General features: G+C 63.8%; 29 protein-coding genes and 1 pseudogene. 26 read left to right on the forward strand and 4 right to left on the reverse strand.

Annotated features, from left to right (window positions below; all coding sequences use genetic code 11):
- Together BJQ90_RS11050 and BJQ90_RS22520 are read left to right on the forward strand one after the other, a co-directional pair.
- Nucleotides 1-818 (forward strand): annotated as a pseudogene (locus tag BJQ90_RS11050) (hypothetical protein); the annotation flags it as partial.
- A gap of 47 nt (nucleotides 819-865) precedes the next feature.
- On the forward strand, nucleotides 866-991 hold the full coding sequence (locus BJQ90_RS22520; protein ID WP_264197201.1) for a hypothetical protein: 126 nt from the start codon (nucleotides 866-868) through the stop codon (nucleotides 989-991).
- A gap of 107 nt (nucleotides 992-1,098) precedes the next feature.
- On the opposite strand, the gene BJQ90_RS11055 is transcribed toward BJQ90_RS22520, so the two are convergent.
- Complete coding sequence (locus tag BJQ90_RS11055; RefSeq protein ID WP_226760324.1) at nucleotides 1,099-2,526, reverse strand: GH1 family beta-glucosidase; 1,428 nt, start codon at nucleotides 2,524-2,526, stop codon at nucleotides 1,099-1,101.
- A 401-nt stretch (nucleotides 2,527-2,927) separates the two neighbouring features.
- Here BJQ90_RS11055 and rpsJ point away from each other — a divergent pair, with 401 nt between their 5' ends.
- The 23 genes from rpsJ to map all read left to right on the forward strand — a co-directional run bounded on the left by rpsJ (nucleotide 2,928) and on the right by map (nucleotide 16,683).
- The gene (gene rpsJ / locus BJQ90_RS11060) at nucleotides 2,928-3,236 is read left to right on the forward strand and encodes a 30S ribosomal protein S10 (protein WP_024366135.1); all 309 of its coding nucleotides are present in this window, start codon (nucleotides 2,928-2,930) and stop codon (nucleotides 3,234-3,236) included.
- A gap of 17 nt (nucleotides 3,237-3,253) precedes the next feature.
- A complete protein-coding gene (gene rplC, locus BJQ90_RS11065) occupies nucleotides 3,254-3,904 on the forward strand; it encodes a 50S ribosomal protein L3 (protein ID WP_024366134.1) in 651 nt (216 codons plus the stop codon).
- A gap of 4 nt (nucleotides 3,905-3,908) precedes the next feature.
- Nucleotides 3,909-4,532: a 50S ribosomal protein L4 gene (rplD, locus tag BJQ90_RS11070; protein WP_056425230.1), complete on the forward strand. Its 624-nt coding sequence runs from the start codon at nucleotides 3,909-3,911 to the stop codon at nucleotides 4,530-4,532.
- Entirely contained in the window at nucleotides 4,529-4,834 is a 306-nt protein-coding gene (rplW, locus tag BJQ90_RS11075) for a 50S ribosomal protein L23 (RefSeq protein ID WP_056425233.1), read from the forward strand. The genes rplD and rplW overlap by 4 nt, the downstream gene beginning before the upstream one ends.
- Nucleotides 4,835-4,863: 29 nt before the next feature.
- Nucleotides 4,864-5,703, forward strand: coding sequence for a 50S ribosomal protein L2 (rplB, locus tag BJQ90_RS11080; protein ID WP_211876677.1), 840 nt, complete (start codon nucleotides 4,864-4,866; stop codon nucleotides 5,701-5,703).
- A gap of 12 nt (nucleotides 5,704-5,715) precedes the next feature.
- Nucleotides 5,716-5,997, forward strand: a complete 282-nt coding sequence (gene rpsS / locus BJQ90_RS11085) for a 30S ribosomal protein S19 (RefSeq protein WP_018773666.1) — start codon at nucleotides 5,716-5,718, stop codon at nucleotides 5,995-5,997.
- A gap of 38 nt (nucleotides 5,998-6,035) precedes the next feature.
- Nucleotides 6,036-6,401: a 50S ribosomal protein L22 gene (gene rplV, locus BJQ90_RS11090; RefSeq protein ID WP_003803798.1), complete on the forward strand. Its 366-nt coding sequence runs from the start codon at nucleotides 6,036-6,038 to the stop codon at nucleotides 6,399-6,401.
- Nucleotides 6,402-7,235, forward strand: a complete 834-nt coding sequence (rpsC, locus tag BJQ90_RS11095; RefSeq protein WP_226760325.1) for a 30S ribosomal protein S3 — start codon at nucleotides 6,402-6,404, stop codon at nucleotides 7,233-7,235. It abuts the gene before it with no gap.
- The gene (gene rplP / locus BJQ90_RS11100) at nucleotides 7,236-7,652 is read left to right on the forward strand and encodes a 50S ribosomal protein L16 (RefSeq protein ID WP_123257072.1); all 417 of its coding nucleotides are present in this window, start codon (nucleotides 7,236-7,238) and stop codon (nucleotides 7,650-7,652) included. It abuts the gene before it with no gap.
- Nucleotides 7,653-7,654: 2 nt separating this feature from the next.
- Nucleotides 7,655-7,984, forward strand: coding sequence for a 50S ribosomal protein L29 (gene rpmC, locus BJQ90_RS22730; RefSeq protein ID WP_282379781.1), 330 nt, complete (start codon nucleotides 7,655-7,657; stop codon nucleotides 7,982-7,984).
- Nucleotides 7,981-8,289, forward strand: coding sequence for a 30S ribosomal protein S17 (gene rpsQ / locus BJQ90_RS11110; RefSeq protein ID WP_226760326.1), 309 nt, complete (start codon nucleotides 7,981-7,983; stop codon nucleotides 8,287-8,289). The genes rpmC and rpsQ overlap by 4 nt, the downstream gene beginning before the upstream one ends.
- A gap of 1,234 nt (nucleotides 8,290-9,523) precedes the next feature.
- On the forward strand, nucleotides 9,524-9,892 hold the full coding sequence (gene rplN, locus BJQ90_RS11115; protein WP_003803789.1) for a 50S ribosomal protein L14: 369 nt from the start codon (nucleotides 9,524-9,526) through the stop codon (nucleotides 9,890-9,892).
- A gap of 3 nt (nucleotides 9,893-9,895) precedes the next feature.
- Nucleotides 9,896-10,255, forward strand: a complete 360-nt coding sequence (rplX, locus tag BJQ90_RS11120; RefSeq protein ID WP_226760327.1) for a 50S ribosomal protein L24 — start codon at nucleotides 9,896-9,898, stop codon at nucleotides 10,253-10,255.
- On the forward strand, nucleotides 10,255-10,836 hold the full coding sequence (rplE, locus tag BJQ90_RS11125; RefSeq protein WP_024366124.1) for a 50S ribosomal protein L5: 582 nt from the start codon (nucleotides 10,255-10,257) through the stop codon (nucleotides 10,834-10,836). The genes rplX and rplE overlap by 1 nt, the downstream gene beginning before the upstream one ends.
- Nucleotides 10,837-10,924: 88 nt before the next feature.
- Nucleotides 10,925-11,323, forward strand: coding sequence for a 30S ribosomal protein S8 (gene rpsH, locus BJQ90_RS11130; RefSeq protein ID WP_056425243.1), 399 nt, complete (start codon nucleotides 10,925-10,927; stop codon nucleotides 11,321-11,323).
- Between the two features lie 18 nt (nucleotides 11,324-11,341).
- Nucleotides 11,342-11,878 carry a 50S ribosomal protein L6 gene (rplF, locus tag BJQ90_RS11135; protein WP_226760328.1) on the forward strand — a complete coding sequence of 179 codons (537 nt, stop codon included), beginning with the start codon at nucleotides 11,342-11,344 and terminating at the stop codon, nucleotides 11,876-11,878.
- Between the two features lie 2 nt (nucleotides 11,879-11,880).
- Nucleotides 11,881-12,264, forward strand: a complete 384-nt coding sequence (rplR, locus tag BJQ90_RS11140; protein ID WP_226760329.1) for a 50S ribosomal protein L18 — start codon at nucleotides 11,881-11,883, stop codon at nucleotides 12,262-12,264.
- Nucleotides 12,265-12,290: 26 nt separating this feature from the next.
- Nucleotides 12,291-12,974, forward strand: coding sequence for a 30S ribosomal protein S5 (gene rpsE, locus BJQ90_RS11145; protein WP_226760330.1), 684 nt, complete (start codon nucleotides 12,291-12,293; stop codon nucleotides 12,972-12,974).
- 1 nt (nucleotide 12,975) lies between these two features.
- Nucleotides 12,976-13,182, forward strand: a complete 207-nt coding sequence (rpmD, locus tag BJQ90_RS11150; RefSeq protein ID WP_226760331.1) for a 50S ribosomal protein L30 — start codon at nucleotides 12,976-12,978, stop codon at nucleotides 13,180-13,182.
- Entirely contained in the window at nucleotides 13,183-13,677 is a 495-nt protein-coding gene (gene rplO / locus BJQ90_RS11155; RefSeq protein WP_226760332.1) for a 50S ribosomal protein L15, read from the forward strand.
- 186 nt (nucleotides 13,678-13,863) lie between these two features.
- A complete protein-coding gene (secY, locus tag BJQ90_RS11160; RefSeq protein WP_226760333.1) occupies nucleotides 13,864-15,174 on the forward strand; it encodes a preprotein translocase subunit SecY in 1,311 nt (436 codons plus the stop codon).
- 5 nt (nucleotides 15,175-15,179) lie between these two features.
- Complete coding sequence (locus BJQ90_RS11165) at nucleotides 15,180-15,749, forward strand: adenylate kinase (RefSeq protein WP_226760375.1); 570 nt, start codon at nucleotides 15,180-15,182, stop codon at nucleotides 15,747-15,749.
- 106 nt (nucleotides 15,750-15,855) lie between these two features.
- Nucleotides 15,856-16,683, forward strand: coding sequence for a type I methionyl aminopeptidase (map, locus tag BJQ90_RS11170; protein WP_226760334.1), 828 nt, complete (start codon nucleotides 15,856-15,858; stop codon nucleotides 16,681-16,683).
- Nucleotides 16,684-17,102: 419 nt separating this feature from the next.
- Here the strand turns inward: map and BJQ90_RS11175 are convergent, their stop codons facing one another.
- The 3 genes from BJQ90_RS11175 to BJQ90_RS11185 form a co-directional block, all read right to left on the reverse strand.
- Nucleotides 17,103-18,449 carry an ABC transporter substrate-binding protein gene (locus BJQ90_RS11175; RefSeq protein WP_226760335.1) on the reverse strand — a complete coding sequence of 449 codons (1,347 nt, stop codon included), beginning with the start codon at nucleotides 18,447-18,449 and terminating at the stop codon, nucleotides 17,103-17,105.
- Between the two features lie 86 nt (nucleotides 18,450-18,535).
- Nucleotides 18,536-19,468 carry a carbohydrate ABC transporter permease gene (locus BJQ90_RS11180; protein WP_226760336.1) on the reverse strand — a complete coding sequence of 311 codons (933 nt, stop codon included), beginning with the start codon at nucleotides 19,466-19,468 and terminating at the stop codon, nucleotides 18,536-18,538.
- Entirely contained in the window at nucleotides 19,465-20,415 is a 951-nt protein-coding gene (locus BJQ90_RS11185; protein WP_226760337.1) for a carbohydrate ABC transporter permease, read from the reverse strand. The genes BJQ90_RS11180 and BJQ90_RS11185 overlap by 4 nt, the downstream gene beginning before the upstream one ends.
- 267 nt (nucleotides 20,416-20,682) lie before the next feature.
- Between BJQ90_RS11185 and BJQ90_RS11190 the strand changes: the two genes are divergently transcribed.
- On the forward strand, nucleotides 20,683-21,060 hold a 378-nt coding region (locus BJQ90_RS11190; protein WP_226760338.1), incomplete at its 3' end, for a P1 family peptidase.

Raw genomic sequence — 21,060 nt, forward strand, 5'->3', positions numbered from 1 at the left:
CGGCGCTGGCCGGGGCCACGCTGGCAGCTGCCGAGTTGCTGGACGCCGTTCCGGGCGCCTGGGGCAGCTACCTGCCGTGGCTGGCCGGCTGCGCCCCGGCCGCTGCGGCGCTGTACGCCGTCCGGTGGCGGCGCCGCGGCCCGTTGGCCGCCGATCCGGTGCGGCGCTGGTCGCTCGCGGCCGCCGGGGTCGTGGGTCTGGGCCTCGCCGCGGCCGTCGGGCTGCGGTGGGACGCGACGTCGTGGGCCGGGGCTGCGCTCGTGGCAGCCACCGCCGCAGTCTGCTGCGCCGAAGTGCCGGCTCCTGTCCGCCGGGTGGCCGCGGAACTGGGAGTCTTTGCCACGACGGCGGCCGTACAGCGCACGGTGCTGTTCACCGGACTCGATGCGGGGTCCGACTGGCCCGACTGGTTCTGGACCCTGCAGTGGTACGTGGTTCTCGCAGCGGTGCTGGGCGCACTTCGCCTGCTGTCCGGTAACCGGGCAGCAGTCCGGGTGCTGTGGTCCGGCGGCGCAGGACTCCTGACGCTGTCCGGGCTGGGAATCATCCTCGGCGGTGATCCGGGGCAGCAGCTCTGGGTCCTGGCGCTGATGGCCGTGCTGCTCATGGCCGGGCTGGCCGTGGGGGAACGGTTGTTTGTCTGGTGGGGCGCCGCGGGGGTGGCGCTGTGCATCCTGTGGGCAATGCGCCAGTACACCTTCGTCTTGCTGGCCCTCATTGCCTTGGCCCTGATCGCAATCGCGGTCTGGCGGCTGAACCGCAGCAAGCCCGCCCCGACCGAGCCGGCGGCGCACCGCGAGCCGGTGGACCATGGTTGACGGGGGCCGGGCGCTGATATCGTTGCTCCCAACGAAGGGAGCTCACAATGGGCTGGTTTATTTTCCTGTTGGTGGCCGTTGCCGTCGTCGCCGGTGTCTTTTGGGCCAAGAAGCACTTCCGCCACGAGATTGAGCGGGCCAAGCGCATCAGCCGGGCAAACCGGGAGAAATAGGTGCAGGGACGGGCAGTCGGCCGCACCATCACGGTCCGGCAACGCCCCGTCCGTCCGGCAACGTCCAGTCCGTCCGGAAACGCCCAGTCCGGCGACGCCTTGTCCGGTCAGCCTTTGCGGGCCCGGCTGAGTGCCTGGTACCAGTAATAGGAATCCTTGGGCGTGCGTTCCTGGGTGTCGAAGTCCACATGGACCAGGCCGAAGCGTTGCGAGTAGCCGGCCGCCCACTCGAAGTTGTCCATCAGGGTCCAGACGTAGTAGCCCAGCAGTTCGACGTCCTCGGCGATACCGCCGGGCGCGGTGGCGGCCAGGGCGTGACCGAGGTGGGAAGCGATGTAGCTGATCCGTTCCGTGTCCGCGATGGGGCCGGACACATGGTCGGGCTCGGGGAAGCTGGCCCCGCTCTCGGTGATGTACAGCGGCGGGAGCGCCCCGGCATACCGGTCCTTCAGCTCGCGCAGCAGCGGCCCCAGGTGGTCCGGTGCCACAGGCCAGCCGAAACCCGTGGTGGCATACTCCGGGAACGCCGCCATGTGGAACGGCATCTTCAGCATCGCGTCCGTGGTGCCCACGGGGCTTTCGCCCGGGCCGGCGCCCGTCGCGACCTTCACGGGGTAGTAGTAGTTCAGCCCGTAGAAGTCCAGGGGCTGGTGGATGGTCCGCAGATCGGCGTCGGAGCTCTTCCCCAGCGAACGGAACCAGGGCTTCGCGACCACCGGCACCTTCGGGTACCGGCCCAGGAGGATGGGGTCCGCATAGACGCGGTTCAGCACGAGGTCGAAGATGTTGGCCAGGAACCGGTCCGTCACCGAGCGGGACGCGGGCCGCACCGGGGAATGCAGGTTGGTGACTCCCACGGCGCCGGTGACCCCCTCCGCGCGCAGCGCCTGCACGGCGAGGCCGTGCCCGAGGAGCTGGTGGTGCACCGCGGGCAGGGCATCGAAGAGCAGGTCGCGGCCCGGGGCGTGGACGCCCAGGGCGTAACCGTTGAGCGTCACTGACACCGGTTCGTTCAGCGTCACCCACTGGGCCACGCGGTCGCCGAACCGCCGGCCGGCCGCCGCGCTGTACTCGGCGAAGCGTTCCGCGGTGGACCGGTTCAGCCAGCCGCCGCGGTGTTCCAGCGGCAGCGGGGTATCCCAGTGGTACAGGGTGGCCATCGGGGAAATGCCGGCCTCGAGCAGCTGGTCGATCAGCCGGTCGTAAAAATCGAGCCCTTCGCTGTTGAACGGTCCGGTCCCCTCTGGCTGGATCCGCGGCCAGGAAAGGGAGAAACGATACGAGTCGATGCCGAGCGTGCGCATCAGCTCGATGTCTTCGGGGGTGCGGTTGTAGTGGTCGCAGGCGACGGCGGGGGAGTGGCCGTCCAGGATGCTGCCGGGTTTCTCGGCGAAGGCGTCCCAGCCGGAGGGGCCACGGCCACCGGCGGCAAGGGAGCCCTCGATCTGGAAGGCGGCGGAGGCAACGCCCAGCTGGAAATCGGGGCGCAGGCGCGCGGCGAGGGCCTGAACTGCTACCGAGTCCTGCACAGTCATGTGCCTATCATCCCCACGAGGCCCGTTGAAGGCAATGACCTGTCGGCACGCCTCCACGTTGCCCCTGATTCGCTTCTGCCCATTAATTCCGGCATACTAGATGAGTTGTTCAAGCGCTCCTTCGCGTCCCGATCCGGATAATGCCGGGTGTCAGGGTCCAGGTAGGAGACCAAACATAACCCACTCCCCATGGAACTGCGGGCGGGTACGCGTGAAAAGCGCGACACGCCCGACCGCGGGGGTCGGTTACGCCGGCAGGTTGAGGAACCCGGATTTATCCGGATTCAGCTTGTGCGGCGGGTGGTAGTTACGACTTCAATTGCTTCGGCAGCCACATGCAACATGCAAGTAAACAGAGCAGCCCTCACTGGAGCAGCACCAACGAAAGAGAGTCAGGCGACATGGCGGGACAAAAAATCCGCATCCGGCTGAAGTCATACGACCACGAGGTCATTGACTCTTCAGCACGGAAGATCGTTGAGACGGTCACGCGCGCAGGCGCCACGGTAGTAGGCCCTGTGCCGCTGCCGACGGAGAAGAACATCTACTGCGTCATCCGCTCTCCGCACAAGTACAAGGACAGCCGTGAGCACTTCGAAATGCGTACTCACAAGCGTCTGATCGACATCATCGACCCCACGCCGAAGGCTGTTGATTCGCTTATGCGTCTCGACCTGCCGGCCGACGTGAACATCGAAATCAAGCTTTAGGGAGGTGCTGAGAAACTATGACCGCAACCCGTAACGTAAAGGGCCTGCTGGGCACGAAGCTCGGCATGACCCAGGTCTGGGACGAGAACAACAAGCTCATCCCCGTCACTGTGGTCCAGGCTGACTCGAACGTCATCACGCAGCTGCGCAACGCAGACACTGATGGCTATGTCGCCGTTCAGATCGGCTACGGCCAGATCGATCCCCGCAAGGTCACCAAGCCGCTGGCTGGTCACTTTGAAAAGGCAGGCGTCACGCCTCGCCGCCACGTCGTAGAACTGCGCACTGCAGATGCTGACTCTTACGAGCTGGGTCAGGAGCTCTCTGTAGAGCTCTTCGAAGCCGGCCAGAAGATCGACGTCGTTGGCACCACCAAGGGTAAGGGCTTCGCCGGTGTTATGAAGCGTCACGGCTTCCACGGCGTTGGAGCTTCCCACGGTGCCCACAAGAACCACCGCAAGCCCGGTTCCATCGGTGGCGCATCCACCCCGAGCCGCGTCTTCAAGGGCATGAAAATGGCCGGCCGCATGGGCGCCGTTCGTCACACCACGCTGAACCTCACGGTCCACGCGGTTGACGTCGAGAAGTCGCTGCTCCTGATCAAGGGCGCCGTCCCCGGCGCCCGCGGCCAGGTCGTACTCGTACGCACCGCCGTGAAGGGAGCCTAGTTCAATGACTAGCACTGTCAAGGTTGACCTGCCTGCAGAGATCTTCGACGTACAGACCAACGTGCCGCTGCTGCACCAGGTCGTCGTTGCCCAGCTCGCTGCTGCTCGCCAGGGTACCCACAAGACCAAGACCCGCGCCGAAGTTTCCGGTGCAGGTCGCAAGCCGTTCAAGCAGAAGGGCACCGGCCGCGCCCGTCAGGGTTCAATCCGTGCTCCTCACATGACCGGTGGTGGCGTTGTCCACGGCCCCACGCCGCGTGACTACAGCCAGCGCACCCCCAAGAAGATGATTGCTGCTGCACTGCGCGGCGCTCTCTCTGACCGCGCCCGTAACGGCCGCATCCACGTTGTTGCTGAACTGGTTGCCGGCACCAAGCCGTCCTCCAGCGCGGCACTGGCAACTCTGCGAGGTGTCTCCGAGCGCAAGAACCTGCTCGTCGTCATCGAGCGCGCCAACGATGTTGCTGCACTCTCCGTGCGCAACCTCACTGATGTTCACGTTCTGTACGCAGACCAGCTGAACACCTACGACGTTCTCGTCTCCGATGACGTTGTCTTCACCAAGGCTGCCTACGAAGCATTCGTTGCTGACCGGGCAGTGGCAAAGAACCAGGAGGATGCCAAGTGAGTGCAGCCACCCTCAAGGACCCGCGCGACGTCGTGCTTGCACCCGTCGTCTCGGAAAAGAGCTACGGCCTGATCGATGAGGGCAAGTACACCTTCCTGGTGGACCCCCGCTCGAACAAGACCGAGATCAAGCTGGCCGTGGAGAAAATCTTCTCCGTCAAGGTCGACTCGATCAACACCATCAACCGTGCCGGTAAGCGCAAGCGCACCAAATTCGGATGGGGTACCCGCAAGAACACCAAGCGTGCAATTGTGAGCCTCAAAGAAGGCACTATCGACATCTTCGGCGGTCCGCTCTCGTAGCGGAGACCACTTTAACGAGGAAATAAATTATGGGAATCCGTAAATATAAGCCGACTACCCCGGGCCGTCGCGGCTCGAGCGTAGCGGACTTCACTGAAATCACGCGGTCGACGCCGGAAAAGTCGTTGGTTCGTCCCCTCCCGAAAAAGGGTGGACGTAACAACACCGGCAAGATCACGACCCGTCACAAGGGTGGTGGACACAAGCGCCAGTACCGTCTGATCGACTTCCGTCGCCACGACAAAGACGGCGTCAACGCCCGCGTTGCCGAAATCGAGTACGATCCGAACCGCACGGCTCGCATCGCACTCCTGCACTACATTGATGGCACCAAGCGGTACATCATTGCCCCGAACAAGCTGGCCCAGGGTGACACGGTAGAGGCAGGTGCCGACGCTGACATCAAGCCCGGCAACAACCTTCCGCTGCGCAACATCCCGGTCGGTACCGTTATCCACGCAGTTGAACTGCGTCCGGGTGGCGGCGCCAAGATGGGCCGCTCCGCCGGCGCATCGATCCAGCTCGTTGCTAAGGAAGGCCGTTTCGCCCAGCTGCGTCTGCCTTCCGGCGAAATCCGCAACGTTGACGTGCGCTGCCGCGCAACCGTCGGCGAGGTCGGCAACGCCGAGCAGTCGAACATCAACTGGGGTAAGGCCGGCCGTATGCGGTGGAAGGGCGTTCGCCCGACCGTCCGTGGTGTCGCCATGAACCCGGTCGACCACCCCCACGGTGGTGGCGAGGGTAAGACGTCCGGTGGACGTCACCCCGTCAACCCGAACGGTAAGCGCGAAGGCCGCACCCGCCGTCCCAACAAAGAGAGCGACAAGCTTATTGTTCGTCGCCGTCGTACTGGCAAGAACAAGCGATAGGAGCCTGGACACATGCCACGCAGCCTGAAAAAAGGTCCTTTCGTTGACCAGCACCTCTTTGTAAAGGTAGCCAGGGAAAACGAAAAGGGCACCAAGAACGTCATCAAGACCTGGTCCCGCCGCTCGATGATCGTCCCCGACATGCTCGGCCACACGATCGCCGTACACGACGGACGCAAGCACATCCCCGTGTTTGTCACTGAGTCGATGGTCGGGCACAAGCTCGGCGAATTCGCTCCCACGCGGACATTCCGCGGCCATGTCAAGGACGACCGTAAGGGCAAGCGCCGCTAGGCGCCTGCACTTACGTCAAAGACGAGAGAAGGAAAGCAATGGAAGCCAAGGCAATTGCGCGTCACATCCGCGTAACGCCTATGAAGGCCCGGCGCGTCGTCAACCTTGTTCGTGGTAAGCAAGCGAATGAGGCTCTGGCAATTCTGAAGTTTGCCCCCCAGGCAGCTTCGGAGCCGGTATTCAAGGTAGTTCAGTCGGCAATCTCCAACGCCCGGGTCCTCGCGGACCGCGACGGCGTGGCGTTTGACGAAGGTGACCTCATCATCAGCGAAGCGTTTGTTGATGAAGGCCCGACCATGAAGCGGTTCCAGCCGCGAGCCCAGGGTCGTGCATTTCAGATCAAGAAGCGCACGAGCCACATCACCGTGGTAGTCGCTACCCCGGAGAAAGAGGAGGCTCGCTAAGTGGGACAGAAAGTTAACCCGCACGGGTTCCGACTCGGCATCACCACCGATCACGTATCGCACTGGTTTGCTGACAGCACCAAGCCCGGCCAGCGGTACAAGGACTTCGTTCGCGAAGACATCCGTATCCGCCAGCTCATGTCCACGGGCATGGAGCGCGCCGGCATCGCCAAGGTTGAAATCGAGCGCACCCGCGACCGTGTCCGCGTGGATATCCACACGGCACGTCCGGGCATCGTTATCGGCCGCCGCGGCGCAGAAGCGGACCGCATCCGCGGCGAGCTCGAAAAGCTCACCGGCAAGCAGGTCCAGCTGAACATCCTCGAGGTCAAGAACCCCGAGATGGAAGCACAGCTTGTTGCCCAGGGCGTTGCTGAGCAGCTGACTTCCCGCGTGGCTTTCCGCCGCGCGATGAAGAAGGCCATGCAGTCCGCGCAGCGTGCAGGTGCCAAGGGCATCCGTATCGCTTGCTCGGGTCGACTGGGCGGCGCAGAAATGTCCCGCTCGGAGTTCTACCGCGAAGGCCGTGTGCCCCTGCACACCCTCCGCGCGAACATCGACTACGGCTTCTACGAGGCCAAGACCACCTTCGGCCGCATCGGCGTGAAGGTCTGGATCTACAAGGGTGACGTCACCGCCAAGGAACTGGCTCAGCAGGCAGCTGCTGCTCCGTCCCGCGGCCGTGGTGCCAGCGACCGCCCGGGCCGCCCGGGTGGCGCTGACCGTGGTGACCGCCGTCGTCGCACTGACCGCCCGGCCGAGGCTGCACCCGCTGCTGCCGAAGCTCCGGTGGTTGAAGCAGCTGCACCGGCAGTAGAAGGAGGACAGGCTTAAATGCTTATCCCACGTCGAGTCAAGCACCGTAAGCAGCACCACCCGGGTCGTTCCGGCGCTGCTACGGGCGGCACCAAGGTCTCCTTCGGTGAATGGGGTATCCAGGCTCTGAGCCCTGCATACGTCACCAACCGTCAGATCGAGTCTGCCCGTATCGCGATGACCCGCCACATCAAGCGTGGCGGCAAGGTCTGGATCAACATCTATCCTGACCGTCCGCTGACGAAGAAGCCGGCCGAAACCCGCATGGGTTCCGGTAAGGGTTCTCCGGAATGGTGGGTCTCAAACGTCAAGCCGGGCCGGGTTCTCTTTGAGATCTCCGGTGTTGAGGAATCTGTTGCTCGCGAGGCACTGCGCCTGGCGATCCACAAGCTCCCGTTGAAAGCACGCATTCTGCGTCGCGAAGGTGGTGAATAGAAATGTCAGTAGGATCCAAGGAACTTGCATCCGCACAGCTGGACGGTTTCGACAACGAGCGACTCGTTGAGGAACTCCGTAAGGCCAAGGAAGAGCTGTTCAATCTGCGTTTCCAGTCCGCCACCGGCCAGCTGGAGAACCACGGTCGGCTGCGCGCGGTAAAGAAGGACATCGCACGCATCTACACCGTTCTCCGTGAGCGCGAGCTGGGCATTCGTGCCGAGGTTGCCGCACCGGTTGTGGAAGCCAAGGAAGAAAAGAAGTCCAAGAAGGCTGCAACCAAGAAGGCCGACAAGGCTGAAAAGGTTGAGACCGAGGAGGACTCCAAGTGAGTGAAAAGGACGAGAACGTGACGGAAACTGTTTCCGGCGCAGCTACGGCTGACGAGCGCGGTTACCGTAAGACGAAGCGCGGTTTTGTGGTCTCGGACAAGATGGAAAAGACCATCGTTGTCCAGGTCGAGGACCGTGTGAAGCACGCCCTCTACGGCAAGGTTCTTCGCCGCAACACGAAGATCAAGGCTCACGACGAAGAGAACAGCGCCGGCATCGGCGACCTCGTTCTCCTCGCCGAGACCCGCCCGCTCTCCGCTACCAAGCGGTGGCGCCTGGTGGAGATCCTCGAGAAGGCCAAGTAATACCTGCAGCCATGCTGTAAGTCGAGATACCCCCGTTCCCTTCTGGGAGCGGGGGTTTTCCCGTTTCCGGGCGCCGGCCGCGGGACGCGAGCCGCCCGCCGCCGGCCGGGAGTCACGCGTCACGCAGGGCAGGGTTTCGGCAGGTGGGCGACGCCGGCGGGCCGGGATTCCGGGGGAGTGCAGCGCAAGCGGGGCCAAAAGGCTGCCGGGCGTGACGCCGTCGGGGGCTGCTGTGCCGTGCTGGCCGGTAGAACCCCGCTCGGCCTTGCTGCCGCGTTGCCTGTGTTGCCTCGGACTGCCCCGGACTGCCCTGGACTTTGCGGCGTTGGCCTCTGCTGCGGCGGCGAAGCACGGGCGCCGGGATCCGGGTGTTCCGCGGGACGCGAGTCACGCGTCACGCAGGGCACGGTTTCGGCAGGTGGGCGACGCCGGCGGGCCGGGATTCCGGGGGAGTGCAGCGCAAGCGGGGCCAAAAGGCTGCCGGGCGTGACGCCGTCGGGGGCTGTTGTGCCGTGCTGGCCGGTAGAACCCCGCTCGGCCTTGCTGCCGCGTTGCCTCGGGCTGCCCCGGACTGCCCCGTACTGCCCCGGACTGCCCCGTACTGCCCCGGGCTGCCCCGGACTGCCCTGGACTGCCCTGGACTTTGCGGCGTTGGCCTCTGCTGCGGCGGCGAAGCACGGGCGCCGGGACCCCGGTGTGCCGCGGGACGCGAGTCACGCGTCACGCAGGGCACGGTTTCGGCAGGTGGGCGACGCCGACGGCCCGGGATTCCGGGGGAGTGCAGCACAAGCAGGGCCAAAAGGCTGCCGGGCGTGACGCTGTCGGGGGCTGCTGTGCCGTGCTGGCCTGTAGGACCCCGTTCGGCCTTGCTGCCGCGTTGCCTGTGTTGCCTCGGACTGACTCGTACTGCCCTGGACTTTGCGGCGTTGGCCTGTGCTGCGGCGGCGAAGCTGTGATATGGGGATACGGCTTAAACGTGCTAAGATTTTGAGTTTGTATGGCGCCCTCTGTGCGCCGTCATCAACCTCGTAAACAAGCGTGCCACGGCATAGTGCCCCCTTGCGCCCCGATTCGTCGGAATCCGCCTGGGAAGCAAATGTTTTTGGCACGGGAGTTTAGGCCTGGTCTGGCAAAATCCAGGCAGGTCAAGAGACACCCCGATCAACCGTTCCGCAAGGCTCATTCCGTAGGAAGACTTTCGGTCTGAGAACCAGCGCGACGCAAGGAGTAAATAGTGATTCAGCAGGAGTCGCGACTCAAGGTCGCCGACAACACGGGTGCTAAGGAAATCCTTACCATTCGCGTTCTCGGTGGATCTGGCCGTCGCTACGCAGGCATTGGCGACGTTATCGTCGCTACCGTCAAGGACGCAATTCCGGGCGGCAACGTAAAGAAGGGCGACGTCGTCAAGGCTGTCATCGTCCGTACCAAGAAGGAACGCCGCCGTGCGGATGGTTCCTATATCAAGTTTGACGAGAACGCAGCTGTGATCCTGAAGAACGACGGTGACCCCCGCGGTACCCGTATCTTCGGACCGGTTGGTCGTGAACTTCGCGATAAGAAGTTCATGAAGATCGTTTCTCTGGCTCCGGAGGTGCTTTAGTCCATGGCTAAGATCAAAAAGGGTGACCTCGTTCAGGTCATCACTGGCGCCAAGGCTGAGCGCGGCGGCGACAAAGGCAAGCAGGGCAAGGTTCTGCGCGTGTTCCCCGAGTCCAACCGTGTGTTGGTCGAGGGAATTAACCGCGTAACCAAGCACACCAAGGTCGGTCAGTCGCAGCGCGGCACCAAGACCGGTGGCATCGAAGTCGTCGAGGCTACGATCCACATCTCCAACGTGGCTCTGGTTGACCCGTCCACCAAGAAGCCCACCCGCGTCGGTTTCCGCACCGAGACCGTTGAGCGCGATGGCGTGAAGCGCGACGTGCGTGTCCGCGTGGCCAAGAGCTCAGGGAAGGACATCTAATGACTGAGACTCTCGAGACTCCGGCAAGCAAGATCGTTCCTCGTCTGAAGACCAAGTACGCGGATTCCATCAAGAGCACGCTCGTTGAGGAATTCAAGTACGAGAACGTCAACCAGGTTCCCCGTCTGGTCAAGGTCGTTGTGAACATGGGTGTTGGAGATGCCGCCAAGGACTCCAAGCTGATCGACGGCGCTGTCCGCGATCTCACCCTGATCACCGGCCAGAAGCCGCAGGTAACCAAAGCCCGCAAGTCGATCGCACAGTTCAAGCTGCGCGAAGGCATGCCGATCGGTGCACACGCAACTCTGCGTGGGGACCGCATGTGGGAATTCCTGGACCGTCTGGTCACGCTGGCTCTGCCGCGTATCCGTGACTTCCGGGGCCTCAGCGGCAAGCAGTTCGACGGCAACGGCAACTACACCTTCGGTCTGACCGAGCAGGTTATGTTCCACGAGATCGACCAGGATTCCATCGACCGCGTTCGCGGCATGGACATCACCGTCGTGACCACTGCCAAGACCGACGACGAAGGCCGCGCGCTGCTCAAGGCGCTTGGCTTCCCGTTCAAGACCGAAGATTAATCTAGCTACGTAAAAGGTCCGTCCGCGCAGGTTCCTCCGGGAAAGACTGCACGGCGGAAACCGTTATGAGGAAGGGCAAGAGCCCACCATGACAATGACAGATCCCGTCGCAGACATGCTTACTCGTCTGCGCAACGCAAACTCGGCATACCACGATTCCGTGTCCATGCCGTACAGCAAGCTCAAGGCACGCGTTGCCGACATCCTGAAGGCCGAAGGTTACATCGCCTCCTGGAAAGAAGAAGACGCTGAGGTTGGCAAGAAGCTGACCCTCGAGCTCAAGTTCGGTCCGAACCGCGAGCGTTCAATCGCTGGCGTTCGTCGTATTTCCAAGCCGGGACTGCGCGTTTACGCAAAGTCCACCAACCTGCCGCACGTGCTCGGTGGCCTGGGTGTCGCAATCCTGTCCACCTCTTCCGGCCTCTTGACTGACAAGCAGGCCGGCAAGAAGGGCGTGGGCGGCGAAGTCCTCGCTTACGTCTGGTAACGGGAAAGGAAGAGAATAATGTCACGTATTGGACGTCTCCCCATCACCGTTCCTGCCGGCGTTGAGGTCAAGGTTGACGGCTCTGTCGTCAATGTCAAGGGTTCCAAAGGCGAGCTGAGCCACACTGTGCCCAGCCCGATCGAGGTTTCCCTGGAAGATGGCACCCTGACTGTCGCCCGCCCGAACGACGAGCGCGCCTCACGTTCGCTGCACGGCCTGACCCGCACCCTGATCGCCAACATGATCCAGGGTGTCACCGCAGGCTACGAGAAGAAGCTTGAAATCGTCGGTACCGGTTACCGCGTTCAGGCAAAGGGTTCTGACCTGGAGTTCGCTCTGGGCTACAGCCACCCGGTCAACATCTCGGCACCGAACGGCATCACCTTTGCAGTAGAGACCCCGACCAAGCTCTCTGTTTCAGGCATCTCCAAGCAGCAGGTCGGCGAGGTTGCTGCCAACATTCGCAAGCTGCGGAAGCCGGACCCCTACAAGGGCAAGGGCATCCGTTACGCAGGCGAAGTCATCCGCCGCAAGGTCGGAAAGGCTGGTAAGTAACCATGGCGATCGCAATTAACAAGAAGCGTACGAACAAGAGCAAGTCTGCCCAGCGCAGCCGCCGCCAGCTTCGTATCCGCAAGCGCATTTCCGGAACGGCTGTACGTCCTCGTCTGGTCGTCAACCGTTCCGCACGCCACGTATTCGTCCAGGTTGTCGATGACACCCAGGGCCTGACCGTAGCGAGCGCCTCCACTTTGGAAGCCGACCTTCGTGCATTCGAAGGTGACAAGACTGCCAAGGCCAAGCGCGTTGGCGAGCTCGTCGCCGAGCGTGCCAAGGCTGCCGGTATCGAAGCCGTTGTCTTCGACCGCGGTGGTAACAAGTACCACGGCCGGATCGCCGCCGTCGCTGACGGCGCACGTGAAGGTGGGCTGTCACTGTGACCGAAAATAACGAAAAGGACATTCAGGTGACTGAAGCTGTAGCTGCTCCGGCAGCTGAGACCGCTGCGCCTGCTACCACCGACGGCGCCCGTGGTGGCGCTGCTCGACGTGGCGAGCGTGGCGACCGCGGCCAGGGCCGTGGCGACCGTGGTGGCCGTGGTGGCCGCGATGGTGGCCGCGAAGCCGAAAAGAGCCAGTTCGTAGAGCGCGTCGTAACCATCAACCGTGTTTCCAAGGTCGTCAAGGGTGGTCGTCGCTTCAGCTTCACCGCCCTCGTCGTCGTCGGTGACGGCAACGGTATGGTCGGCGTTGGCTACGGCAAGGCTAAGGAAGTTCCTGCCGCAATCGCAAAGGGCGTCGAAGAAGCCAAGAAGTCCTTCTTCCGCGTTCCCCGCATCGGCAGCACCATCCCGCACCGCGTACAGGGTGAGGCCGCTGCAGGCGTCGTCATGCTGCGTCCGGCTTCCGCCGGTACCGGTGTTATCGCCGGCGGTCCGGTCCGCGCAGTACTGGAGTGCGTGGGCATCCACGACATCCTCTCCAAGTCGCTCGGATCTTCCAACGCCATCAACATCGTGCACGCGACTGTTGACGCGCTGAAGCGCCTCGAAGAGCCGGCAGCAGTGGCAGCACGCCGCGGCCTCCCGCTCGACGAGATCGCTCCGCCGGCAATGGTGAAGGCGCTTTTGAACCAGAAGGCAGGTGTCTGAGTTGGCTAAGAACGTGCTTGTCTCCGACGCAAAGTTGGAGATCACTCAGATCAGGTCCGCCATTGGCGGCAAGCAGAACCAGCGCGACACCCTGCGGTCCCTCGGCCTGAAGCGGATCGGACACACCGTTGTCCGCACCGCCGACGCCGTGACCGTCGGGATGCTCAACACGGTTCCGCACCTGGTAAAGGTAGAGGAGGCGAAGTAAATGGCAGAGAATAACACCGCCGAGAAGGCACAGGGCGCCGCTGCTGAGAAGCAGAACGCACTGAAGGTGCACCACCTGCGTCCCGCCCCGGGTGCCAAGACCGCCAAGACCCGTGTTGGTCGTGGTGAAGGTTCCAAGGGTAAGACCGCTGGTCGCGGTACCAAGGGTACGAAGGCCCGCTACCAGATCAAGGCTGGCTTTGCCGGCGGCCAGCTGCCGCTGCACATGCGCCTGCCGAAGCTGCGCGGCTTCAAGAACCCGTTCCGGGTTGAGTACCAGGTTGTAAACCTGGACAAGCTCAACGAGCTGTTCCCGGAAGGTGGCGCAGTCACCGTGGAGAACCTGGTCGAAAAGGGTGCCGTTCGCAAGAACCAGCCCGTCAAGGTGCTTGGCACCGGCGACATCACCGTCAAGGTTGACGTCACCGTCCACGCATTCTCGGCCAGCGCCGCAGAAAAGATTGCTGCAGCAGGCGGAAGCACCACCGCCCTCTAACGAGGCGGCGGGGCAGTTGCCCGTTGTGGAAACTCCCGGCACCCGGGGCTCAGGCCCTTAGGTGCCGGGAGTTTTTTTATTTTCAAGGCCCGGCGATTGTTCGCGGGGCGCGTCCACCCGCTAGACTCGGTTGTTGGGTTTATTTGACCTATCTCACACGACTTTACTTATTACTCAGGAGGACGCTTGCTTAGCGCATTTGGCCGGGCCTTTCGCACGCCTGATCTGCGACGCAAGTTGTTGTTCACGCTGGCAATTATCACAATCTTCCGCTTGGGTGCCTTCATCCCCTCGCCCGGTGTGAGCTACCAGAATGTCCAGCAATGCTTGCAGAACGGTCAGACCTCGGGCGGCATTTACCAGCTCGTCAACCTGTTCAGCGGCGGTGCACTGCTGCAGGTGTCCGTCTTCGCCCTGGGCATCATGCCGTACATCACGGCGAGCATCATCGTCCAGCTGCTCCGGGTGGTCATTCCCCGGTTCCAGGAGCTGTACGAGGAAGGCGCCTCGGGCCAGTCGAAGCTGACGCAGTACACGCGGTACCTGACGATCGCCCTGGGCCTGCTGAACGCCACGACCCTCGTGTCCCTGGCCCGTTCCGGCCAGCTGCTGCCGAACTGCCAGCTTCCGGTCATCCCCGATGACAGCATCATCACCACGATCCTCATCGTCATCACGCTGACGGCCGGTACCGGCCTGATCATGTGGATGGGTGAGCTGGTGACGGAAAAGGGTGTCGGCAACGGCATGTCGCTGCTGATCTTCACCTCCATTGTCTCGAGCTTCCCCACCTCGCTGGGTGCCATCTGGACCTCGCAGGGTCCGGGGACGTTCTTTATGGTCCTGGTCATCGGCCTGCTGACCGTGGCCGCGGTGGTCTTCGTGGAGCAGTCCCAGCGCCGCATCCCGGTGCAGTACGCCAAGCGGATGATCGGCCGCCGCACCGTGGGCGGCACCAGCACGTATATCCCCATCAAGGTGAACATGGCCGGCGTCGTGCCCGTCATCTTCGCATCCTCGATGCTGTACCTGCCGGGCCTGATCTCCCAGTTCAACCAGCCCAAGCCGGGCGAGCCGATTGCACCGTGGGTTGAGTGGATCAACAACAACCTGACCCGCGGCGACCACCCGATCTACATGGTGCTCTACTTCGCCATGATTGTGTTCTTCACTTACTTCTATGTTGCGATCACTTTCAACCCTGAAGAAGTTTCTGACAACATGAAGAAGTACGGCGGCTTCATTCCGGGTATCCGTGCCGGCAAGCCGACCGCGGATTACCTGCAGTATGTGCTTTCCAGGATCACCCTCCCGGGGGCCATGTACCTGGGCTTTGTAGCACTGATCCCGCTGGTCGCACTGGTCCTGATCAATGCCAACCAGAACTTCCCGTTCGGTGGCACCTCGATCCTGATCATGGTCGGCGTCGGTTTGGAGACCGTCAAGCAGATAGATGCGCAGCTACAGCAGCGTCACTACGAAGGGCTTTTGCGATGACGAGAATGTTGATTATCGGACCTCCCGGATCCGGCAAGGGAACGCAGGCGGAGCGCATTTCAGAGCGCCTCGGCGTCATTGCGATTTCCACGGGAGACATCTTCCGCGCCAACGTTAAGGGTGAGACCCCGCTTGGCATTGAAGCCAAGAAGTACATGGACGCGGGCGACTTCGTCCCGGACAGCGTGACCAACAAGATGGTCCGCGACCGTCTCAGCGAGGACGACGTCGAGAACGGCTTCCTCCTGGACGGCTACCCGCGCACCACCGCGCAGGTGGATTACCTCGACGGGATCCTGGCCGACGGCGACCAGAAGCTCGACGTCGTCCTGCAGCTCACGGCCGACGACGAGGAACTCGTCACCCGCCTGCTGGGCCGCGCCCAGGAAACCGGACGCACCGACGACAACGAGGCCGTCATCCGGCACCGCCTGGACCTGTACCACGGCCAGACGGAGGCTGTGGTCGCCAAGTATGCCGACCGCGGCATCCTGACCCGCGTCGACGGCATCGGCGGCATCGACGAGGTCACCGACCGCGTCATGGAAGCCATCAAAGAGGCCCAGTCGGCCTGATTCAGGCCGCGAACTTTGAGGCCCCTCCCGGGACACCGGGAGGGGCCTCAGCCATTTGGCAGTCCGCCTCCCGGGGCGGCACAGCCCCAACGAAAGGAAGTCGCGGATGGCATTCGGCCAGCCACGCATCGAATACAAGACCAACGCCCAGATGCGCTCCATGCACGCGGCCGGACTCGTGCTCAGCCGCGCCCTCGACGACGCCGTGGCCGCTGCCTCCCCGGGGAAGACCACCAAGGACCTCGACGCCGTGTTCGCCGCGGTCCTCAAGGACGCCGGCGCCACCTCCAATTTCCTCGGCTACCACGGCTTCCCCGCCACGATCTGCACCTCGGTCAACGAGGAAGTCGTGCACGGCATCCCCGGCGGCCGCGTCCTGCAGGACGGGGACATCCTCTCGATCGACGGCGGCGCGATCCTGGACGGCTGGCACTCCGACTCGGCCCGCACCGTGATCGTGGGCACCGCCGACCCCGAGGACCAGCGGCTCTCCGACGTCACCGAGGCCGCGATGTGGCACGGGATTTCTGCCTTGGCGACCGGCAAGTTCGTCGGCGACATCGGCAACGCCGTGGACGACTATGTGTCCTCGGTGCCCGGGAAGCCGCTGGGTATCCTCGAGGACTACGTGGGCCACGGGATTGGCTCCGAGATGCACATGTCCCCTGACGTGCCGAACTACCGCACCAACCACCGCGGGGCCAAGATCCGCCCGGGGCTGTGCCTGGCCATCGAGCCCATGCTGGTGCGGGGGAGTATCGAAACCGCTGTGCTCGAGGATGACTGGACGGTCGTGACCACCGACGGCAAGCGGTCCTGCCAGTGGGAGCACTCCGTGGCCGTCCACGAGAAGGGCATCTGGGTCCTCTCCGCGCCCGACGGCGGTGCCGCGAAACTGGCCCCGCTCGGCGTCGTGCCCGTCCCGATTCCCTGACCTCCGGCGCGCGGCGACGCGTCGTGGCGCTGGCGCCTCGCGCCAGCGCCTGAGATCCGCTCCGGTGCCCGGCCGTGATGCGCCAGCGCGCTGGCGATGCGCAGGTTTGCCGATGACTCAGAACGGCCCTGGCGATGCGCTGGTTTGCCGATGACACAGAACGTCCCTGGCGATGCTGGAATACGGCAGCGTCAGGGATTCGTCGTGTCGTAGGGAAATTGGAGCCGCGCAACTGGCCCTGCTCGGCTGAGCTCCGGCGGATAGCGATGCGGGCAATGGCGGGCGATCCGCTCCAGCTCCGAGGACTCGCATTGGCGCTGGTGATGCGCTGTTTTGCCCATGACGCAAAGAATCCCTGGCGATGCTGGAATACCAGCATCGCCAGGGATTCGTTGTAGCGAAAGGGGCCTTGCGCCGCGTCAGCTCTTGAGCTTGGGCTTGACGTCCTTGGTGTAAATGCCTTCCAGGGTGGCCTTGAGGGCCGTCATGGTGGCCTGGACGTCGCCCTGCTGGGTGAGAATCGCCGCGGCGGACTTCGCCATCTCCTGGTCCGCGCCCGGCAGGAACACGCGGGCGTTGTCCTGCACGCGGGTCACGGTGAGCTGGTCCATGGCGGTTTTGATCTGCGGGGTGGCGGCCAGCACTGCGGTCATGTCCGCCGAGGTGCGGGTGGGCATGTAGCCGGTCGCGGCGGAGAACTGCACGGTATTTTCCGGCTCAGTCATGAACTTCAGGAAGGTGGCGGCCGCGAGCTGGACCTCCTTGCTGACCCCGCTGGGGATGCCCAGCCCTGCGCCGCCGGTGGGGCAGACCGGGCTTTCGTTCTTCGGACCGCCCGGCAGGTAGCCAACGCCCACGTTGAACGAAGCGGACTTCAGCACGCCCAGCAGCGAACCCGTGGAGGAGATCGTGGAGGAGGTGATGCCGGCGGCAAAGTCATCGGCGGCTTCCTTGGACGAGACGCCTGCCCACTTGTCCTTGAAGATGGAGTCCTGTGCCCACTGCAGTGCGGCGACCGACTCGGCGGAGTCGCAGTTGACGTTCCACTCGTTGGACCAGCTGCCGCCCCAGCCCCACAGGTTGTTCTGCAGCGTCCAGCCGGCGTAACCGGCCAGTGCCGGGTAGATGTAGGCGTACTGGGCGCCGGAGCTGGCCTTCAACTTCGGCGCCCACTCGGCAAACTCCTGCCAGGTCTTCGGGGCGCGGTCCGGCAGCCCGGCAGCCTTGAAGTGGTCCCTGTTGTAGTAGAACAGCGGGGTTGAGCGGCCGTAGGGGAGCGCCCACTGCTTGTCCGCGTACTTGTAATCGGCGATCAGGGACTTCTGGAAGTCATCCACCTTGATGTCCAGCTGCTTGATCGCGCTGTCGAGGGCGATGATGTTGCCGTTGGAGTAGTACCGGAACCACCAGACGTCAGAGAGGACCACGAGGCCCGGGAGGCCGGACTTAGCGGCCTGCGAGGTCTGGAACTTCTGGGCGATTTCCTCGTAGTTGGCCCCGGCGGTGACCAGGTTGACCTTGATGTCCGGGAACTTGGCCTGGAACTGATCGATGATGGCCTTCTCCACGTCCTGGGACTTGCCCGGGTGGTTGGACCAGAAATCGAACGAGGCTGCGGGCTTGACCCCGCTGAAATCGATGTCGGAGGCCGCCGTTGCGGACGCCGGACCTGCGGTGGACGGGCCTCCGCAGGCAGACAGGGCGGCGGCGCCGGCGCCGGCACCTGCCAGTCCCAGGAAGTGCCTCCGGTCAAGGTTCAATGCCATGGTGGATCCTTTCGATGATGCTGACTCGTTGATTGGCTGTCTAAGGTCGAACGAACGCGGGTGAAGTGGGACAGGCGGCGGCGGGGTCACCCGGTGACGCTGCCCTGGGTAAGCCCGGCCACGATGTAACGCTGCAGGGCCGCGAAGACCAGCAGGATGGGAAAGATCACGAGCACGGCACCGGCCATCAGGATGCCCCAGCCGGAGCCGTTGCCTTCAGAGTTCTGCAGCAGGGTCAGGCCCACCGGCAGCGTCATCGTCTCGGGGCGGTCGGTGATGATGAGTGGCCAGATGTAGTCGTTCCATTCGCTTACGACGACGACGAGGGCCACCGTGGCGATCGAGGGGCCGGAGACCGGTACCACGATCCGCCAGAGACGGCGCCAGTGGCCGGCGCCGTCGATCTCGGCCGATTCGAGGATGGAGGCGGGCAGCGTCATGAAGTGCTGGCGCAGCAGGAAGGTGCCGAACGCCGTGCCCAGGCCCGGGAGGATGATGCCCCATAGGGTGTTCTTGCCGCCCATGCCCGCGATCAGGATGTAGTTGGGCAGGATGGACACCTGCGGCGGGACCATCAGGGCCACGAGGATCAGCACGAAGATGGCGTTCTTGTAGGGGAACCGGACGAACACCAGGGCGTAGGCGGTCAGGATGGCCAGGAGGACCTTGATGGTGGCGCCCACGCTGGTGACGATCAGGCTGTTCACGAAGAACTGGGTGAACGGCACCGTCGTCATGGCGATGTTGTAGTTTTCGAGGTTCAGGCTTTCCGGCAGGATCTTCAGGTCCATCGTGATGATCTCGCCGGGCTGTTTGAGGGAACTCAGCACCATCCACAGCAGGGGCAGGAAAACCACCAGGGTGGCCAGGACCAGCGGAAGGTAGCCGCCGGCAATCGTCTGGGCCAGGTTTGCCCGGGAGAACGGCCGGTGACGCTGCAGCGGAATCTCCGGGCCGGCGTCGGGAACGGACTCTGACTCGGCGGCAGGGTCAGGGCTGACCGGGGACAGTGTGCTCATGAGTAGTGCACCTTCCGTTCGACGAACCGCAACTGCAGCAGGGTGATGATGAGCAGGATGGCGAACAGGACCACAGAGATCGCGGCCGAGTAGCCCGCCCGGTTGAACGCCCCGAAGGCCTGGAGGTAGGCCTCGTAGATCAGCGTGCTGGTGCCGTTGCCCAGCGGGGTCATGATCCGGATCAGGTCGAAGGCCTGCAGCGAGCTCAGCATGGTGGTGATGAGCAGGAAGAACGTGGTGGGGGAGAGCAGCGGCAGGGACATGCTCAGGAAGCGCCGGAGGCCGTTGGCACCATCGAGCGACGCGGCCTCCATGACATCCTGCGGCAGCGACTGCAGCCCGGCCAGGTAGACGACCGCGCAGTAGCCCAGGTTCTTCCAGACGTAGACGATGATGACCATGACCAGGGACAACTGCGGATCATTGATCCACTGCGGGCTCTGTTGTCCGATGCCGCGCAGCAGCCAGGCCAGCACGCCGTAGCCGGGATCGAAAATGAACAACCAGACGAGGCCGACGCCGACACCGCTGAGCACGTACGGGGCGAAGACGGCTGAGCGCGCGAAGGTTGTGCCGCGGATTTTGGAGTTCAGGGCGATGGCGACCAGCAGGCCGAGCAGCATGGAACCGCCGACCGTGATGAGGGTGAAAACGGCGGTGGTGCCCAGGACTTTGGTGGCGTCCGTGCTTGTGAAGAACGTGACGTAGTTGTCCAGGCCCACCACCGTGGCCGAGGCTGAGCCCAGGGTCCAGTCGAGGGTGGAGTAGTAGATGTTGTTGAAGAGCGGAAGGTAGGTGAAAACCGCAATCAGCAGAAGGTTCGGCAGGGCCAGGGCCAGGAAGACAAAGAAGTCCCGGCGGGCTCTGGGGGACCAGCGGCGTCGCGGGGTCGCGGTCGGTTTGGTCTCGACGGCGGCGCGGGGCCGGTCGGTTAATTGTCTCGTCATTCAGGTCTCTAACGGGTCCTTGCCTGCCGGTGGCAGACGGGTGGGCGGGGATACCTTGCTATCACTTCACCACATGGTTGGTGGGCAGAACCCCGCACAAGACCCCGAGGGGGCTTTGTTGTCCAAGGCTTCGTCGCCTGTTAACGCTGTATTGCCTGCAGTATTACATACCGCTTGTCCGGGATTCGGATATCATCGCGCGATTCGTCAAGTCGGTGGAGAGTTGCGTGGAGACAGCGGTTCCGCGCCGGAGCGCACAATAGAGCCATGACTGCGATAACAGATGTGCCGGGACTGAAAGTCGGCCATGCCGGCCGGGCGGGCAGCGGCTGGCTGAGCGGAGTGACGGTCGTGCTGCCTCCGCCCGGGACGGTGGGCTCCGTCGACGTCCGGGGCGGGGGCCCCGGGACGCACGAGACTGACGCCCTGGACCCCACGACGCTGAGCCGTACCGTGGACGCCGTCGTGCTCACCGGGGGAAGCGCCTTCGGCCTCGCCGCGGCGCACGGAGCCCAGCAATGGTGCGAGGAGAACGGCAGGGGCTTCCCGGTCACGGGCGGCGTGGTCCCGATCGTTCCGGCGGCGGCCATCTTCGACCTCGGCCGGGGCGGGGACTTCTCCGCCCGGCCCGACGCCGCCATGGGC

Origin of the sequence: Arthrobacter sp. SO3 (assembly GCF_020532825.1) — a bacterium.
Lineage (GTDB): Bacteria > Actinomycetota > Actinomycetes > Actinomycetales > Micrococcaceae > Arthrobacter.

What these genes read in the sequence shown, in the direction of transcription:
- BJQ90_RS22520 (WP_264197201.1), top strand. Translation starts at nt 866, where the DNA reads ATGGGCTGGTTTATTTTCCTGTTGGTGGCCGTTGCCGTCGTCGCCGGT.
- BJQ90_RS11055 (WP_226760324.1), bottom strand. Translation starts at nt 2,526, where the DNA reads ATGACTGTGCAGGACTCGGTAGCAGTTCAGGCCCTCGCCGCGCGCCTG.
- rpsJ (WP_024366135.1), top strand. Translation starts at nt 2,928, where the DNA reads ATGGCGGGACAAAAAATCCGCATCCGGCTGAAGTCATACGACCACGAG.
- rplC (WP_024366134.1), top strand. Translation starts at nt 3,254, where the DNA reads ATGACCGCAACCCGTAACGTAAAGGGCCTGCTGGGCACGAAGCTCGGC.
- rplD (WP_056425230.1), top strand. Translation starts at nt 3,909, where the DNA reads ATGACTAGCACTGTCAAGGTTGACCTGCCTGCAGAGATCTTCGACGTA.
- rplB (WP_211876677.1), top strand. Translation starts at nt 4,864, where the DNA reads ATGGGAATCCGTAAATATAAGCCGACTACCCCGGGCCGTCGCGGCTCG.
- rpsS (WP_018773666.1), top strand. Translation starts at nt 5,716, where the DNA reads ATGCCACGCAGCCTGAAAAAAGGTCCTTTCGTTGACCAGCACCTCTTT.
- rplV (WP_003803798.1), top strand. Translation starts at nt 6,036, where the DNA reads ATGGAAGCCAAGGCAATTGCGCGTCACATCCGCGTAACGCCTATGAAG.
- rplP (WP_123257072.1), top strand. Translation starts at nt 7,236, where the DNA reads ATGCTTATCCCACGTCGAGTCAAGCACCGTAAGCAGCACCACCCGGGT.
- rpmC (WP_282379781.1), top strand. Translation starts at nt 7,655, where the DNA reads ATGTCAGTAGGATCCAAGGAACTTGCATCCGCACAGCTGGACGGTTTC.
- rplX (WP_226760327.1), top strand. Translation starts at nt 9,896, where the DNA reads ATGGCTAAGATCAAAAAGGGTGACCTCGTTCAGGTCATCACTGGCGCC.
- rplE (WP_024366124.1), top strand. Translation starts at nt 10,255, where the DNA reads ATGACTGAGACTCTCGAGACTCCGGCAAGCAAGATCGTTCCTCGTCTG.
- rpsH (WP_056425243.1), top strand. Translation starts at nt 10,925, where the DNA reads ATGACAATGACAGATCCCGTCGCAGACATGCTTACTCGTCTGCGCAAC.
- rplF (WP_226760328.1), top strand. Translation starts at nt 11,342, where the DNA reads ATGTCACGTATTGGACGTCTCCCCATCACCGTTCCTGCCGGCGTTGAG.
- rplR (WP_226760329.1), top strand. Translation starts at nt 11,881, where the DNA reads ATGGCGATCGCAATTAACAAGAAGCGTACGAACAAGAGCAAGTCTGCC.
- rplO (WP_226760332.1), top strand. Translation starts at nt 13,183, where the DNA reads ATGGCAGAGAATAACACCGCCGAGAAGGCACAGGGCGCCGCTGCTGAG.
- BJQ90_RS11165 (WP_226760375.1), top strand. Translation starts at nt 15,180, where the DNA reads ATGTTGATTATCGGACCTCCCGGATCCGGCAAGGGAACGCAGGCGGAG.
- map (WP_226760334.1), top strand. Translation starts at nt 15,856, where the DNA reads ATGGCATTCGGCCAGCCACGCATCGAATACAAGACCAACGCCCAGATG.
- BJQ90_RS11175 (WP_226760335.1), bottom strand. Translation starts at nt 18,449, where the DNA reads ATGGCATTGAACCTTGACCGGAGGCACTTCCTGGGACTGGCAGGTGCC.
- BJQ90_RS11180 (WP_226760336.1), bottom strand. Translation starts at nt 19,468, where the DNA reads ATGAGCACACTGTCCCCGGTCAGCCCTGACCCTGCCGCCGAGTCAGAG.
- BJQ90_RS11185 (WP_226760337.1), bottom strand. Translation starts at nt 20,415, where the DNA reads ATGACGAGACAATTAACCGACCGGCCCCGCGCCGCCGTCGAGACCAAA.